General features: G+C 64.0%; 15 protein-coding genes. 9 read left to right on the forward strand and 6 right to left on the reverse strand.

Annotated features, from left to right (window positions below):
* Positions 1–105: 105 nt before the first annotated feature.
* The 3 genes from ACH488_RS18210 to ACH488_RS18220 form a co-directional block, all read right to left on the reverse strand.
* Positions 106–1,092 carry a bile acid:sodium symporter family protein gene (locus tag ACH488_RS18210; RefSeq protein WP_397325953.1) on the reverse strand — a complete coding sequence of 329 codons (987 nt, stop codon included), beginning with the start codon at positions 1,090–1,092 and terminating at the stop codon, positions 106–108.
* A gap of 158 nt (positions 1,093–1,250) precedes the next feature.
* On the reverse strand, positions 1,251–2,747 hold the full coding sequence (locus ACH488_RS18215; protein ID WP_397325954.1) for a SulP family inorganic anion transporter: 1,497 nt from the start codon (positions 2,745–2,747) through the stop codon (positions 1,251–1,253).
* Positions 2,748–2,768: 21 nt separating this feature from the next.
* Positions 2,769–3,875 carry a GTP pyrophosphokinase family protein gene (locus ACH488_RS18220; protein WP_397325955.1) on the reverse strand — a complete coding sequence of 369 codons (1,107 nt, stop codon included), beginning with the start codon at positions 3,873–3,875 and terminating at the stop codon, positions 2,769–2,771.
* A 111-nt stretch (positions 3,876–3,986) separates the two neighbouring features.
* On the opposite strand from ACH488_RS18220, the gene ACH488_RS18225 reads away from it, so the two are divergent.
* Positions 3,987–4,808 carry an alpha/beta hydrolase gene (locus tag ACH488_RS18225; RefSeq protein WP_397325956.1) on the forward strand — a complete coding sequence of 274 codons (822 nt, stop codon included), beginning with the start codon at positions 3,987–3,989 and terminating at the stop codon, positions 4,806–4,808.
* Positions 4,809–4,847: 39 nt separating this feature from the next.
* Positions 4,848–5,777 carry a carbohydrate kinase gene (locus ACH488_RS18230; protein ID WP_397325957.1) on the forward strand — a complete coding sequence of 310 codons (930 nt, stop codon included), beginning with the start codon at positions 4,848–4,850 and terminating at the stop codon, positions 5,775–5,777.
* A 4-nt stretch (positions 5,778–5,781) separates the two neighbouring features.
* Here ACH488_RS18230 and ACH488_RS18235 read toward each other — a convergent pair whose 3' ends face one another.
* Entirely contained in the window at positions 5,782–6,837 is a 1,056-nt protein-coding gene (locus ACH488_RS18235) for a glutathione S-transferase family protein (protein ID WP_397325958.1), read from the reverse strand.
* 86 nt (positions 6,838–6,923) lie between these two features.
* On the opposite strand from ACH488_RS18235, the gene ACH488_RS18240 reads away from it, so the two are divergent.
* Positions 6,924–7,733, forward strand: a complete 810-nt coding sequence (locus ACH488_RS18240) for an HAD family hydrolase (RefSeq protein WP_397325960.1) — start codon at positions 6,924–6,926, stop codon at positions 7,731–7,733.
* 4 nt (positions 7,734–7,737) lie between these two features.
* On the opposite strand, the gene ACH488_RS18245 is transcribed toward ACH488_RS18240, so the two are convergent.
* Complete coding sequence (locus ACH488_RS18245) at positions 7,738–8,580, reverse strand: SDR family oxidoreductase (RefSeq protein WP_397325961.1); 843 nt, start codon at positions 8,578–8,580, stop codon at positions 7,738–7,740.
* 136 nt (positions 8,581–8,716) lie between these two features.
* On the opposite strand from ACH488_RS18245, the gene ACH488_RS18250 reads away from it, so the two are divergent.
* Together ACH488_RS18250 and ACH488_RS18255 are read left to right on the forward strand one after the other, a co-directional pair.
* Positions 8,717–8,965, forward strand: coding sequence for a hypothetical protein (locus ACH488_RS18250; protein WP_397325962.1), 249 nt, complete (start codon positions 8,717–8,719; stop codon positions 8,963–8,965).
* Between the two features lie 40 nt (positions 8,966–9,005).
* Positions 9,006–9,785, forward strand: coding sequence for a glycerophosphodiester phosphodiesterase (locus tag ACH488_RS18255; protein WP_397325963.1), 780 nt, complete (start codon positions 9,006–9,008; stop codon positions 9,783–9,785).
* A gap of 128 nt (positions 9,786–9,913) precedes the next feature.
* Here the strand turns inward: ACH488_RS18255 and ACH488_RS18260 are convergent, their stop codons facing one another.
* Positions 9,914–11,761 (reverse strand): glycoside hydrolase family 2 protein, encoded by a 1,848-nt coding sequence (locus ACH488_RS18260; RefSeq protein ID WP_397325964.1) that lies wholly within the window; start codon positions 11,759–11,761, stop codon positions 9,914–9,916.
* Between the two features lie 89 nt (positions 11,762–11,850).
* Between ACH488_RS18260 and ACH488_RS18265 the strand changes: the two genes are divergently transcribed.
* The 4 genes from ACH488_RS18265 to ACH488_RS18280 all read left to right on the forward strand — a co-directional run bounded on the left by ACH488_RS18265 (position 11,851) and on the right by ACH488_RS18280 (position 15,429).
* The gene (locus ACH488_RS18265) at positions 11,851–12,177 is read left to right on the forward strand and encodes an ArsR/SmtB family transcription factor (protein ID WP_397325965.1); all 327 of its coding nucleotides are present in this window, start codon (positions 11,851–11,853) and stop codon (positions 12,175–12,177) included.
* Positions 12,174–12,905 carry a cation diffusion facilitator family transporter gene (locus ACH488_RS18270; RefSeq protein WP_397325966.1) on the forward strand — a complete coding sequence of 244 codons (732 nt, stop codon included), beginning with the start codon at positions 12,174–12,176 and terminating at the stop codon, positions 12,903–12,905. Before ACH488_RS18265 ends, ACH488_RS18270 begins: the two co-directional genes overlap by 4 nt.
* Before the next feature lie 70 nt (positions 12,906–12,975).
* Positions 12,976–13,938 carry a D-2-hydroxyacid dehydrogenase family protein gene (locus ACH488_RS18275; RefSeq protein WP_397325967.1) on the forward strand — a complete coding sequence of 321 codons (963 nt, stop codon included), beginning with the start codon at positions 12,976–12,978 and terminating at the stop codon, positions 13,936–13,938.
* 351 nt (positions 13,939–14,289) lie between these two features.
* On the forward strand, positions 14,290–15,429 hold the full coding sequence (locus ACH488_RS18280) for a glycerate kinase (protein ID WP_397325968.1): 1,140 nt from the start codon (positions 14,290–14,292) through the stop codon (positions 15,427–15,429).
* The last annotated feature ends 3 nt before the right edge of the window (positions 15,430–15,432 follow it).

Genomic DNA, 15,432 nt, shown 5'->3' on the forward strand with positions numbered 1-15,432 from the left:
ACCCACTTTGACGGCCGCTACCTCCCATTTCGCGGGATACTGCGGCGTGTCGCCGGGGCAGCTGGGCCAATGTGGGTCGTGGCGGCCCGCCCGGTCGAAGCGGTGTTAGCCCTTCAGCGGGCGACGAGCCAGCCACGCGGCCACGATCGCACCTGAAATGTTGTGCCAGAGGGAGAACACCGCGGAAGGCAACGCCGCGAGGGCACTGAAGTGTGCCGTGGCGAGGGTCGCGGCCAGGCCTGAGTTCTGCATGCCAACTTCGAATGCCAGGGCGCGGCGTGCCTTGTCATCCAGGCGGCCGAGCTTGCCTGCCAGATAGCCGAGGCCCAGCCCGAAACCGTTGTGCAGCACCACTGCCAGGAACACGATGCCGCCTGCGGCGACGATCTTGCTGGCGCTGCCGGCCACCACGATTGCAACGATCAGTGAAATCACGACGGCGGACGCCCACGGAAGCGCGGGGAGAACCTTCGCCACCATCTTGGACAGGAACAGACGCGCCAAGAGGCCGGCGATGACGGGAAGCAACACGGTCTTGACGATGTCCAGAACCATGGCATCGGCGTCGATGTGGAGGAAGGATCCGGCCAGGAGCAGGGTGAGTGCCGGGGTAACCAGCGGTGCGATCAAGGTGGACACCGAAGCAACCGCAACGGACAGTGCCACGTCACCCTTGGCCAGGAAAGCCATGACGTTGGATGCGGTTCCGGAGGGAGCGCATCCCACCAGGATCAGGCCCACAGCAAGCTCCGGCGGCAGTTGGAGCAGGACGGCGATGAGCCAGCCGGCGCCGGGCATGATCACGTAGTGCGCAACGATTCCCAACGCCACAGCCCACGGCCGGCGCGCCACGGAAGCGAAGTCCGGCGGCGTCAGCGTGAGGCCCATGCAGAACATGATGACGCCCAGCAGGTACGGAACCGTCACGCCCAGGGGCTTGAACAGATCAGGAAGCAGGAAGCCAAGAACGCCGGCAACTACCACCAGGATCGGGAAGATGGTGACCGCGATGCGCGCAATTTTGGCCTCGGCGGCGAGGGCTGCGTTGGCTGGCACGGTGGTTTCGGATGGAGAATTCGTTGCCTCAAGCATTCATCCATGCTCACATTTACCGCCCAAGCCGCACGAGTTCATTACTTGCAGCGATGCGTATATGTCAGACATCCGTCATCCCCGCCCAACTAGGAGACAGTAACTGCTCCACCCACCCCTCAGTGGGACGTTTGCTGTCCCCCAGTTGGGCAGGTGGGTTAGGGGTTCAGCTTGCCGGCCAGCCGTTCACGCATGCGGATACTGGCCTCGTTGAGCCCGATGAACTCCACCTCGCGGCCGTGATTCCGGTACTTCTCAGTGACGGAATCCAGGACGGCAATGGTGGACGCGTCCCACAAATGGGAAGCGTGCAGGTCAATGACCACGCGATCTATGCCTTCTGAGGAATCTTTTGCATAGTCGAACTGCGTGTAGAGGTCGTTGGACGAAGCAAAGAAGAGCTCGCCATTCACGATGTATGTCGCCACGGTTTCTCCATTGACCGAGAGTTCCGTCCGTTCAACAGTGGCGAAGTGCGCCACGCGGCGCGCGAACAGCACGCTCGCGGTCAAAACTCCGACGCCGACACCCACCGCGAGGTTGTGCGTCGCCACCACTGCCGCAACTGTGAGGATCATGACCGCTGTCTCGGACTTCGGCAGCCGCTTCAAGGTGGACGGCCGGATGGAGTGCCAGTCGAAAGTAATCAGGGAAACGAAGATCATGACGGCAACCAGGGCTGCCATGGGGATCATCCCCACTACGTCGCCCAGCACCACCACCAGGATGAGCAGGAAAACACCGGCCAGGAAGGTGGAGAGACGACTCCGTGCGCCCGAACCCTTGACGTTGATCATGGTCTGCCCGATCACCGCGCAACCGCCCAGGCCACCCAGGAACCCGGTGACGATGTTCGCGGCACCCTGGCCCCAGGAAACCCGTGTCTTGTTGGAGCGGGTATCCGTGATGTCGTCGACCAGTTTGGCAGTCATGAGGGATTCCAGCAGCCCAACAAGCGCCATGGAGAGGGAGAACGGCGCGATGATCTGGAAGGTCTCGAGGTTCAGCGGAACGTTGGGCAGGAAGAAACCGGGCAGGCTGTGGGGCAGTTCGCCCTTGTCGCTGACAGTGGGCACATCGATGCCACCCAACACCGTGACCAGGGTGATCAGCACAATCGCCACCAACGGGGCCGGAACAGCCTTGGCGAACCGCGGCAAGAGAAACACGATGGCCAGGCCCACGGCGACGATCGGATAGACCATCCACGGAACATTGAAGAGCTCCGGCATCTGCGACATGAACACCAGGATGGCCAGGGCGTTGACGAAGCCGATCATGACCGAACGCGGGATAAAGCGCATCAGCCGGGTCACACCGAGGGCTGCGAGGATGATCTGGAAGATGCCGGCCAGGATGATCGTGGCGATCAGGTAGTCGAGGCCGTGTTCCTTCATGACAGGAGCGATCACCAAGGCGACAGCACCGGTTGCCGCCGAGATCATCGCCGGACGCCCACCGACAATGGCCGTCACCACGCCCATGGTGAAGGAGGCGAACAGGCCGATCCGGGGATCCACTCCGGCGATCACCGAGAAGGCGATGGCTTCCGGGATGAGCGCCAAAGCCACCACGAGTCCGGCAAGGGATTCCGTCAGGAGGCGGTGGGGTGAACGGAAGGTCACCCGCAGTGACATGAGTTGCTCGGGAGTCATGGGTCCTTACAAGGCAGTCTGCTACATGGCAGTTTGGCGGTAGCGCTCAATCTGCTTCAGGCGCCGCTGGAGGCTGTCGCGCCGCGGGTGCGGAACGACGTCGGGCGCCTCAGCAGTGAGATCAATGTGTTCGGTTCCGTACTGCCACAACAGGAGGTCGTCCAGGAGGCGGTCGGGGCCAGGGGAGTAGCGGTGGTCCAGGGCCTTGCGGACCTCGGTGATCCGGTTGGCACTGAGCAGGCCGGCAAGTTCCACGGTCTTGGTGAGTCCGTGGGCCGCGAGGAGTTCGGCTGCCCATCCCCAGTCATCATCTACTTTACGGTCAACGTGGGGGAGCAGGGTACGCCAAACGTCACGGACGCGGTTGGGAGTGAGCGGCGAGCCACCTTCGCCCTCCAGGTCCCAGTAGCCCCGGACTTCTTCGTAGCGCTCGTGGAGATCTGCAAACGCGCTCTCCACGGTCTCCAGCATCGCGGCGGTGGCCGTGAACTGCCGGTCGAAGTGCGGAGTCCACGCACGGGGATCCTCGGCCTTGAAGCGGATATCGTGCTCGATCTCGCTCCAGGCGTGGGCGAAGACTGTTCTGATCTGGCACTCAAAAAAGTAACTGCCGTTGGCCGGGAGATCAGGGTTGAAGACCTGTTGGTACTCCTTCACGGTCTCGTTCTGGATGGTGCGCAGGATGAGGTGCCGGCTGGAATAGCCGTAGGTTCCGGACTCGATGGAGCCGATGTCCTTCTCGCGGTCCCCACGGCAGTCGAACAATTGGCGTTGCCGCTTGATGATGTTGGCCACCGCGGCATTCTCGGCAGGGAGCTTGGTGATGACGCGGATCCCCACCATGTCATTCAGTGTCCGGAAGGGGTCTGGGAACTTGAGGACACGCGGGCCGCCGGGCTCGATGGGATCGTCCGTACGTGAGATTTTTTCACGGAACGAATCCACCGTTTTTGTTCGTCCCGTGACGAACAAGGGAGTCACCTCAGCGTCGTTCAGCATGTCCCGCAGCGTCAGCAAAACATCCCGGGTAACCCGCTTGAGGGCAGGGCGGACCCGCTCGTAGAGTGCCACATTCGCCTCTACCGCTTTGCGCTGATCCGGATCCAGGCTGTCCCAGTTGCTTGCCATGCCCCCAGCTTACGGTGCGGGTCCGACACCGAAGCCGGACACTCCGCCGTCGAAATGCATCTAGCCAAACCAGCGGAACCTCGCGATAGGCTCGGTACAAAGGAGGGCGCAATGTTGCGGCACAAGTACAGCTACGGCGAACACCCCAGTCAGTGGGGCGAACTCTTCATACCTGAACCAAGCAACGGAAACCATCGTGGTCCGGCGTCGATCTCTGGCGGCGTGGCGGTGGTTATCCATGGCGGATACTGGCGCTCCCAGTACGGCGCCGAGCTGGGCGAGCCCCTGGCACGTGACCTGGCGGCCCATGGAATTACCGCCTGGAACCTTGAATACCGCAGGGCCGGCAACGGGGGTGGTTGGCCACATACCTTCGAAGACATCCTTGCCGGAATCGACCATCTCGCTGAGATTGCCGGCAATCATGACCTCCAGCTCGGCAAAGTTGTGGCTTTGGGCCACTCTGCGGGCGGCCACTTGGCGGTGTGGGCGGCCGGGCGCGAACGGCTTTCGTCGATCGGCAATCCCGACGCCGACCGCCAACTCGTGCGGGGACCGGAGGAGAACGCCGTGCACCTGACGGGTGTGGTCAGCCAGTCCGGTCTGCTGAACCTCGCGGCGGCTGAGCGCTTGAACCTCAGCAACGGAGCGGTGTGCAACCTTATGGGCGGGGACTCGGCCAGATACCCCAAGCGGCATAAGTACGCAGACCCCATGACGTCGCTGCCCATCGACGTTCCCGTATATGCCGTTCACGCCATGGAAGATGAGGATGTCCCGGCCAGCCAGTCGGAGGCCTACGTCGCGGCGAGCAACGCCTCAGGCGGGGCTGCCCAGCTATTGAGGGTGCCGGGAGACCACTTCGACCTCATCGATCCCAAGGCCGTGGCCTACAAGAAGTGCCGCGAACTTGTTCAGCGGCTGCTCTCCTGACGGCTGGTCGCGAACGGCCTGCTCTGGCAGAGTAATCCCATGCTGACTGTGATTGGCGAGGCCCTTGTTGACGTCGTCCAGCGCCCCACCGGGATCGAAGCGCACGTTGGCGGGAGCCCGCTCAATGTCGCCGTGGGCCTGGCGCGACTGGATCACCCCGTGCAGTTCCTCGGAAGGTTCGGCCAGGACGCCTACGGCGATTCCGTGGGTGCCCACTTACGGTCCAGTTCGGTGATGGTCCCGATTCCACCGGACAACAAACCAACCAGCGTGGCCACCGCCCTGATCGACGACGACGGCGCCGCCACTTATACGTTCGACCTCGCCTGGGAATTGCCCGGACTCAGCGCCCGGTTGCCCCTCATGCTGCAGGGCGCCACTTTGCTGCACACGGGTTCGATTGCCACCGCCTTGGAGCCTGGCGCTGCTGAGGTGCTGGCCGCCGTCGAGCATGCCCATCCGAGCAGCACCATCAGCTTCGATCCGAACTGCCGCCCGTCCATCATTACCAATCGGGAATATGCGCGGACGCAGGCCGAACGCTTTGTTGCCTTGGCCGACGTCGTCAAAGCCTCGGACGAGGACCTGGAATGGCTCTATCCCGGTGTGGATTCCTTGGAATCGGCACGTCGTTGGCTGGCCATGGGTGGGAATGAAGGTCCTGCGCTGGTGGTGGTGACTCGCGGCGTCAAAGGTCCCTGGGGCATTACCAAGGCAGGCGAGGCCGAGGTTCCCGCACCCAAGGTGGACGTAGTGGACACAGTGGGTGCCGGGGACTCCTTCATGGCGGGGCTCCTCTCCGCGATCGTGGACCGTGGACTGGATGGCGCGCAGAACCGGGAGGAATTGCGCGCCATGCCGGCCGAAACCCTTGCCGCGATCATGGAACACGCAGCGAGGGCGGCGGCCGTCACAGTGTCACGCGCCGGAGCCAATCCGCCGTCGAGGGCTGAACTCAACCACAGCTAGAACCTCAGACGGCCCCGTGACCGGGTGCCACTTCCTCCCCGGGCTTGACCGGTCCGGGAGGTGTTCCGTCGCCGAAAGGCCGGCCGCCCAGCGACTCGCGGCCATGCGGAGTCAGCCATCCCGAAAGGTCCGGGCCGGCAGGGATGATCTGTGTGGGATTAATGTCCTCGTGTACCACGTAGTAGTGCTTCTTGATCTGCACGAAGTCGATGGTGTCCCCGAAACCGGGCGTCTGGAACAAGTCCCTTGCGTAGGCCCAGAGCGCCGGCATTTCGGTGAGCTTGTTCCGGTTGCACTTGAAATGGCCGTGGTACACCGCATCAAAGCGGGCCAGCGTGGTGAAGAGCCGGACGTCCGCCTCGGTGATGGTGTCGCCAACCAGGAAACGCTGGGATGACAGCCGTTCCTCCAGCCAGTCCATGGCAGTCCAGAGGCGGGAGTAGGCAGCGTCATAGGCCTCCTGCGAACCTGCGAAACCGCAGCGGTACACGCCGTTGTTGACCTCGGTAAAGACTCGCTTGTTGACCTCGTCGATCTCGTCGCGGAGGTGCTCCGGGTACAGTTCCGGAGCGCCCGGCCGATGGAACTCCGTCCACTCCGTGGAGAAGTCCAAGGTGATCTGCGGGTAGTTGTTGGTGACTACTGCTCCGCTCGGGATATCCACCATGGCCGGGACGGTGATGCCACGGGGGTAGTCCGGGAAACGCTGGAAGTAGGCCTCCTGCAGGCGTTCGATGCCCAGGACGGGATCCTTGCCGTCCCGGTCCAGGTCAAAGGTCCATGACCGGGCGTCGTGGGTAGGTCCGGGCTGGCCAAGGCTGATGGCGTCCTCGAGGCCCAACAGCCGCCTGACGATGACGGAACGGTTGGCCCACGGACAAGCCCGCGCAGCGACGAGCCTGTAACGTCCGGGCTCCACGGGCCATCCGGGTTCACCGTTCGGCCCTGGAGTTCCGTTGCGAGTGATGCGGTCTTCGATGTAGTTGGTATCCCGGTTGAATTCTCCGCCTGTAACGTACGCGCCTTTTGTGCTGTGCTCTTCCTTCGTCTTTTCACTCATGGACCCACACTATGGTGCGCTCCCTGCGGGCCGCGAGGGCTTGGCTGCCCGAACCCGCTCCGGTACCACCCACGTAGACTGGCATCATGCGGCTCGTAGCAAGTGACATAGACGGAACCATCCTCGGCCACGACGGAAAAATCAGTGCCAGAACCATCAAGGCGTTCCAGGACTGCCGCGATGCCGGGGTGGAACTCGTGTTCGTCACGGGCAGGCCGCCGCGGTGGCTGTACCCGCTGCAGGAGCAACTCGGCCACAGTGGCATTGTGATCTGCTCCAACGGCGCCGTGGTGTGGGACCTTGCAACAGAGAAGCCCATCTCCTCCACCGGCCTGGACCTGGCGTCCGTCCTCGAGGCACGCCGCATCATCAAGTCGATCCGGCCCGATGCTTTGTTCGGTGCCGAGACGCTGTTCGGATTCCACCTCGAGCCGGGCTTCATCGAAAACGAAACCAGCGAGTTGCTCGCCGAATTCACCCCCGCCCCGCTGGACCAGACGCTTACTGCGGATGACGCTGTCGTGAAGTTCCTGGCGATTACCCGCAATGGCACGCCGGATGAATTCCTGGCCGAAGTGGCGCCTGCCGTGTCGCATCTGGTGTCCACCACCCACTCGGCGCCGCGGACTGCCCTGCTGGAGATGTCCGTTCCCGGCATCAACAAGGCCGTCACGCTGGCGAAGTACGCGGAGTCGCTGGGGATCGAGGCTGCGGACGTGGTTGCTTTTGGAGACATGCCCAATGACATCGAGATGCTCCGCTGGGCCGGCCACGGCTATGCCATGGCCAGTGGACACCCCGAGGCCATCCTCGCGGCCGGGCAGCAGGCTCCCCATTTCGACGATGACGGAGTGGCCCAGATCCTCGAGGCGAAGCTGACCGGGCAGACCGTCTAGGACTTTACGGGTGCCGGACGCCCTCTCCGGACAGGATGGCGCGGTACCCCTCTTTGTAGCTGGGGTACGTGAACTGGAAACCGGTGGACCGGAGGCGCCGGTTGGAACAGCGTTTGTCGCCCGCACCGCCGTCGGACGCCGACCCCACCGGCGGTTCCGGAAGCCTGAGTTCAGCGGCGAGGAAACGCAAAACGTCGCCCAATTCTGCCGACTCGTCATCCACGCCGAGATACACGGGCGCGGGGTCCGGGGACATGGTGGCGAGGTGCACGATCATGGCCGCGGCGTCGTCGCGGTGGATGCGGTTGGTGTGCTTCGGCTGACCGGGAACCACGGCCTTGCCGGAGCGGACCTGGTCGATCAGCCGCGTCCGTCCAGGGCCGTAGATTCCGCCGAGCCGCAGAACTGTGGCGTGCGGGTGACGTGAGAACAACAATTCCTCAGCCTCCAGCAGGATCTTTCCGCTGAACCTGTCCGGCTCCGTTGGCGTGGATTCATCCACCAGTGCACCGCCGGCATCCTTGTACACAGCGGTGGAGGATACGAAGAGGACCCGCCGAGGCGCCATCTGGCTGCGATCCACGGCGTCCAGCACGTTTCGCAGTCCGTCCACGTAAGCGGCCCGGTAAGCCTCCTCGGTGGAAGCGTCAGCGGCCAGGGCGACAACCACGATGTCGGCGTCGGGCACCTCCGGAACGTCGTTGGCCAAATCAGCCTTTACCCCGCGGATTTCCGGCGGCAGCTTCTCCGGAGACCGCCGGATTCCGTACACTTCGTGACCCGCCGCAGCGAATCGCAGGCCGGCTTCGGTTCCCAAGTCGCCGCAACCGGCGATCAACACAGTCATTCCCTTAGTTTGCCAGCCGCGCAGCCGTCACCGAGTTCCCAGACTCCATACAACCGCCGTTCAACTTGCGCCCGTAGGCTTCCAGCCAAGGACCCGTTCGCATCGCGTCCCAGCAGTTGGAATCCAGGGGGCAACCATGGCCAAGCGCCGAATCAACGACTTCACTTCCGCGCCAGTGCGTCGCATCGAGCCTGACCAGCATTGGCGTTCGCTCCGCCGCGGCGATCGAGTCAGCGTCACGCTGACCCCGGGGTTCGCGGAACACGGCGTGGTGGACGACGTCACGGGGGATGCCACTGCCGTTTGGGTGGAGCTCGACGGCGGTCGCGGCCGGACGCTGGTGCACGTCAGCGATGGCGTGGCGATCGTCCCGCAGGAGTCCTGAGCACGCTCTCCCGGCTGGATCAGTCAGTTACGCTACGGATGTGACGCTGCCCTACTTCCTGCGTAAAGACGGCTCGACCGGGACCCTGGCCTTTGCCCACCGCGGCTTCTCCCTGGACGGCCTGGAGAATTCGATGGCAGCGTTCCGGGCAGCTGTTGAGTTGGGGACCATGCACCTTGAGACGGACGTCCACACCACAAAGGACGGCGTCCTGCTGGTCTTCCACGATGAGTCCTTGGACCGGGTGACCGATTCCAGAGGCCGTATCGCTGAGCTGACGGCGGCCGAGGTGTCCGCAGCCCGTATTGGAGGACATGAGCCGGTACCCACGTTCGACCAGCTCGTTGCGGCTTTCCCGCAGGCCAGGTTGAACCTTGACGTGAAGGACTGGAATTCCGTGGTTCCCCTGGCGGAGGCCATCGAGCTCCACGGCATCCACGGGCGCGTCCTGGTGACGAGCTTCTCCGACCGTCGCCGCAGGGCGGTGTTGAACAAACTCAGCGAGCGGACTGCCTCTTCGGCAGGGAGCACCCTCACGGCGCTGTTCGTCTTCCTTGGCCCCGTCCTTCCCGCGCCGTTGGCACGCAAGCTGCTTGCCGGCGTCGACGCTTTCCAGGTGCCGGCCCGCTACGGCCGGTTCCCGGTGGTCACCCGGGGCTTCGTCCGCCGGGCGCATCGCGTGGGCCGGCAGGTCCATGTGTGGACCATCAACGAACCCGACGAGATGCAGCGTTTGCTGGACCTTGGCGTGGACGGCCTGGTTTCCGACCGGCTGGACCTGCTCAAGGAAGTCCTCATGAATCGGCGCCAGTGGGTCTAGCGCGGGTGAGAGAGCGTTTGCCTGAAGGGGCGATTTCGTGAGAGAGGATCGGACGCTCTCTCACCGAATCGCCCTTTCTGCCGGACGCTCTCTCACCGAATCGCCCTTTCCGCCGGACGCTCTCGCAGCTACTCCCTCTCGATGGCCGCCTGGCGCTCCTGTATCGCCCTGATCCGGGTAAGGTCCAGTTTGGCGGAGCGATCGAAGTTGAAGATCCCGTTCTTTTCCTGGAACACATCCGTGAGCTGCGTGTAGCAGTAACCAAACATGTGCGGGTTATCCAGCAGGACGCCGCAGAGGCCTTCGAACCGCTCGTAGAACTCCTCCTCGCTGGCGACGCGCTGACCATAGCCCCAGGACGTTTCGACGTCGTTGCCCGCGGCTGCCGCTTGCCGGGCCTCAGCCTCGTTCCACCAAATGCCGCCGAACTCGGATACAAAGAAGGACTGCCCGTTGTAAGGAACGGAGTACTCCACTCCATCATGCGCGCGGTTGACGTAGGGCTTGCCACTGGCCAGGCCCTCCTGCTCCACGCGGAACGCGTCCGGGTCCTGCTCATACGAGTGCGAGTCGTAGATGTCCGTCTCCCGGACCCGGTGGGAGTATCCGGAGGCGTCGATGACGGGCCGCGTTGGATCGGCGAGCTTGGTGGCAAGGAACATGGCCTGGGTGACGTCGTCCAGCACCGTGATCCTGTCATGGAGATGCTGGTGGGTCTCATTGAGCGGGCACCAGCCGATGATGCTCGGGTGGTTGTAGTCGCGCTGGAGGACTTCCAGCCACTGCGCCACAAAGCTTGCCGTGGGCTGTTGGTTGTGGCCAAGGGTGCCACCGCCGGAGACACCCCAATCGCCGAACTCGCCCCAGACCAAGTAGCCCAAACGGTCCGCGTGGTACAGGAAGCGCTCTTCGAAGACCTTCTGGTGAAGCCGGGCGCCGTTGAAACCTGCGGATTTGGCCAGTTCGATGTCCCTGACAAGTGCGGCATCATCCGGCGCGGTCATGAGGGACTCCGGCCGATAGCCTTGATCAAGGACCAGGCGTTGGAACACGGCCTTCCCGTTGATCCGAACAACCTTTCCATCCAGGGCTATGGAACGGACTGCCGCGTAGCTGCTCACTTCATCCACTGTTTGTCCCACATCGTTCTTGAGTGTGACCTGGAGGTCATACAGGAACGGGTCCTCGTGGGACCACGGACGGAGCTGCGCTTCGGGGATCTCGAACCGAAGTGAAGGGGAAAGGTCGACGTCGGCCCTCGCCGATGCTTCCATCCGCACCTTGGATTGGGGGTTGGTGAGGACGGCCTCAACGGTGTGGCCTTTGCGGTTCCTTGAAACGGGCACCTCCAGTGTCAGGCTGGAATCGGCCAGGGCCGGGGTCATGCGAAGGCGCTTGATGTGGACATCCGGAACTGCTTCCAGCCATACCGTCTGCCAGATTCCCGTGGTGCGCGTGTATTGGCAGTGCGTGTTGTTGTACCAGGTGGCTTGCTTGCCCCGGGCCTGCATGTCGTGGCGGGAATCGCGTGCACGCACCACGATGACGGCGTCCGCGCCCGGTTCGGTGACTTCGCTGAGGTCGGCGGTGAAGGGCGTGAATCCGCCCCGATGCCGGGCCACCTCCACTCCGTTCACCCACACTGTTGCGTCATGGTCCACGGCACCAAAGTGTAGGAGGACCTTGAGCCCCGCCCACTCTTGCGGAATAGTCACCGTGCGCCGGTACCAGACGGCCTCCATGAAATCGACGTTCTCCACCCCGGAAAGCGCAGACTCCGGTGCGAAGGGGACAAGGATCTCGTCGGTGAGTTCGCGCGTGAGGAGGCCGCGCTCCCAGCCGGAATCCCCGGCGTCGATCTCGAAACCCCAGGTGCCGTTGAGGTTGAGCCAGGTGTCGCGAACCAGCTGGGGCCGGGGGTGTTCGGGCTTGGGGATGGTCAAGATATCTCCTTCTGAAGCGGAAAGAATCATCATTTACAACGTTAGAATCCCTGACCGCCCGATTCCAAGGGTTCCGTGACTACAGCTTGGACTGAATACAGCCATGGCTGTACTTTGGAGCAATGGAAACGCTCACGCATGCCCCCGTGCTGGCTCGTTTTGGGTACGCCGTCTCAGACCCCACCCGGGCAAGGATCCTCCTGGCCTTGTCCGAGACGCCGTCCTACCCTTCCGACCTGGCAGACACTCTGGGCGTCTCGCGGCAGAGCATGTCCAACCACCTGACCTGCCTGCGTGGCTGTGGGCTGGTGGTTGCCGTCCCGGACGGGCGCAGGACCCGGTACGAACTCGCGGACGCGCGGCTCGGCCATGCCATCCGGGACCTGTTGGGAGTGGTCTTGGCCGTGGACCCGTCCTGCTGCGCGCCGAACGGAGAGTGCTTCGCGTGACCCTCACCGTGGACCGCCGCATTGTCCTGACCCGACGGATCAGGCTCTTTGCCGCCGCCACCATCACTTACAACATCATTGAGGCCGTGGCCGCACTGTGGGCCGGTGGCGTAGCCGACTCCTCCGCGCTCCTTGGCTTTGGATTGGACTCTGTCATTGAGGTGACCTCGGCGCTCGCGTTGTCCTGGCAGTTTTCTGCCAAGGATCCTGAGCGGCGCGAACACCTGACGCTCCGGATCATTGCCATTTCCTTCTTCGCGCTGGCTGCCTTCGTAACAGTGGATGCGGCCAGATCGCTGCTGGGTGCGGGGGAGGCCCAGCACTCAACGCCAGGCATCGTGATCGCGGCTTTGAGTCTCGCGATCATGCCCGTGCTCTCGTGGGCGCAGCGCCGCGCCGGCCGCGAATTGGGTTCCCGGACCGCCGTCGCCGACTCCAAACAGACGCTCCTTTGCACGTACCTGTCCGCCGTGCTGCTGGTGGGTTTGCTGCTGAACAGCACGCTCGGCTGGTGGTGGGCGGACGCCATGGCAGCGTTGGTGATCGCAGGCATCGCCGCTCGCGAGGGCTTCAATGCGTGGAAGGGTGACGTGTGCTGCGCGGTTCCTGCCGGTCGCCAGGAAGACGATGCGGCTCGCGCTGCACCGGACGCTTGCTGTGACGACTGCTCCAAGGACCATTCAAGCAACGTGTCCCTGACCCTCGGTACCAAGCCGGCTGATCAATGACCGCGGCCCGTCGCGTCCGGCCGTGAGAGGCTGGACCTACGCGTCCAGCCTGCGAGCCAAGGAGATTCACGTGACCCAGTACCGTTTGGCCATCCTTGACGACTACCAGCAGGTCTCCGGCGACTACGCGCCGTGGGAGTCACTGCTCGACGACGGCGTGAAAGTCACGGTTTTCAGTGCGCCTTTCGTTTCGGAAGAGCAAGCCGTGGCCGCCTTGGCACCTTTCGACATCATCGTGGCCATGCGTGAACGGACGCGTTTTCCGCGGCGCGTCCTTGATTCGCTGGTCAATCTGAAGCTCCTGGTCACCACCGGCATGGCGAATGCAGCCATCGACATGGAAGCCGCCTCCGAGCGGGGCGTTGTTGTGTGCGGGACCGGCGGATCACCGGCGGCTGCGCCCGAGATGACCTGGGCCTTGCTGCTGGCCTTCGCCCGGAACCTGGTGGTTGAGGAGAACTCGCTGCGGGCAGGCGACTGGCAATCCGCCGTCGGATTTGAACTGGAAGGCAAGACCCTAGGGATCGTCGGCCTGGGAAAGATCGGTTCCCGCATGGCGCGGTATGCCCAGACGTTCGGCATGGAGGTGCTTGCCTGGAGCCAGAACCTCACGGCCGAGGCCGCGAAGGCGGCGGGCGCCCGCAAGGTCACCAAGGAGGAGCTGTTCCGGGAGTCCGACGTCGTCACTCTCCACTTGCGCTTGTCGGAGCGGACCGAGGGCATTGTGGGAGCGAACGAGCTGCGGCTCCTTGGCCCGGAAGGACTCCTCGTGAACACGGCCCGGGGCCCCTTGGTGGACGAGGCTGCCCTCATTCGTGCTTTGGACGAGGGCTGGATTCGCGGTGCTGCACTGGATGTCTACGATGAGGAACCGCTGCCGTCCGGCCACGCTTTGCTGCGTTCGCCGCGGACCGTGCTTTCACCGCATATCGGCTATGTGACGCATGAGAGCTACCGGCAGTTCTATGGGGGAGCCTACGAGGACGTGACATCCTGGTTGGCCGGCTCGCCCGTGCGGGTGCTGAACGGCTGAGTCCGGGGCATTACTCGGCGCACCCGTTCGCGCCGCGCGCACCCCTTGTGCCCAGGCGGCGCACCTGTTCGCGCTGTGTGCTGCCGGTGTTACGGGTGCGTGTGGCGGAAGTGGGTGCGAGGCCCACATTCTTTGGGGCAGGGCTACCGTTCGCGCCGGGCGCACCCGTTCGCGCCGCGAGCACCCCTTGTGGTCACACGGCGCACCCGTTCGCGCTGTGTGCTGCCGGTGTTACGGGTGCGCTTGGCGGCAACGGTAGCGACGCCTCACCCCCCATGAAACCATCGCAGGCGCACGGAACATTACGCGCTCGGCAAGCGCTTTCCCGGGTCAACTGGCATGATATATCTCATGCGTATCCTCATTGCCCCTGACAAGTTCAAGGGATCCCTGACCGCCGCCGAAGCCGCGTCAGCCATGGCCGAAGGCGCTCTCCGCGTCTACCCCGACGCAGTAACCACCCAGTTCCCCGTGGCCGACGGCGGCGAGGGCACCCTCGACGCCGCCATCGCCGCAGGGTACGAGGAAAGGAACAACGCCGTTGTTGGTCCCATCCTCAAGCCCGTTGGAGCTTCCTGGGCGCTCAAGAAAGAATCCGGCGGGACCACAGCCGTCATCGAAACCGCCCAGGCATCCGGCCTCGCCCACATGGAACCGACGCCGGAGAACTCCCTGCGCGCCCACAGCTACGGCTGCGGCCAGCTGATCGCCGCGGCGCTCGACGCCGGTGCTACCGAAATCGTCTTGGGCCTTGGCGGTTCTGCCATGTCCGACGGCGGCAGCGGTGCCCTGCGTGCCTTGGGTCTCAAGCCCCTCGATGCTGCAGGGAATGTGGCGCCATTGGGTGGAGGCTCCCTGATCGACGTCGTTTCCCTCGATGTCTCCGAGCTGGATCCGCGCCTGTCAGGCGTGAAGTTCCGCATCGCCGTCGACGTCCAGAACCCGTTGTACGGCACGGAAGGTGCCGCGCATGTCTTCGGCCCGCAGAAGGGCGCCGATGAGGATGCGGTGGAAAAGCTCGACGCCGGTCTCCGCAACTGGGCGTCGCTCCTTCGGGAAGCCACCGGCCGTGACGTCAACGTGCCAGGAGCTGGAGCGGCAGGCGGGTTCCCGGCGTCGTTCCTTGCCTTCACCGATTCCGCGCTGGAAGGTGGCTTCGCACTGGTCGCGGGCCTGACCGGGCTTGCCAAACACTTGGGCGAAGCCGACCTGGTGATCACGGGCGAGGGTTCCATGGATGAGCAGTCGCTCACGGGTAAGGCGCCGATCGCTCTCGCTGATGCCGCGAGTGTTCACGGAATTCCCGTGGTGGCTGTTGCCGGCCGGATCACTGTAACGCCTGAGGACCTGGCGACGCACGGAATCGTAGCGGCCGCCCAGTTGCTGGACGTAGCGCAGCGCAAGGACGGGCTACCGGACATTGCCGACGCCGTCGCCAACGCCGGCAAGTACGTTGCGTGGGCAACCAGCCAGGTCCTCGAGGGCGCGTAAGGC

Origin of the sequence: Paenarthrobacter sp. NPDC018779 (assembly GCF_044391085.1) — a bacterium.
Lineage (GTDB): Bacteria > Actinomycetota > Actinomycetes > Actinomycetales > Micrococcaceae > Arthrobacter.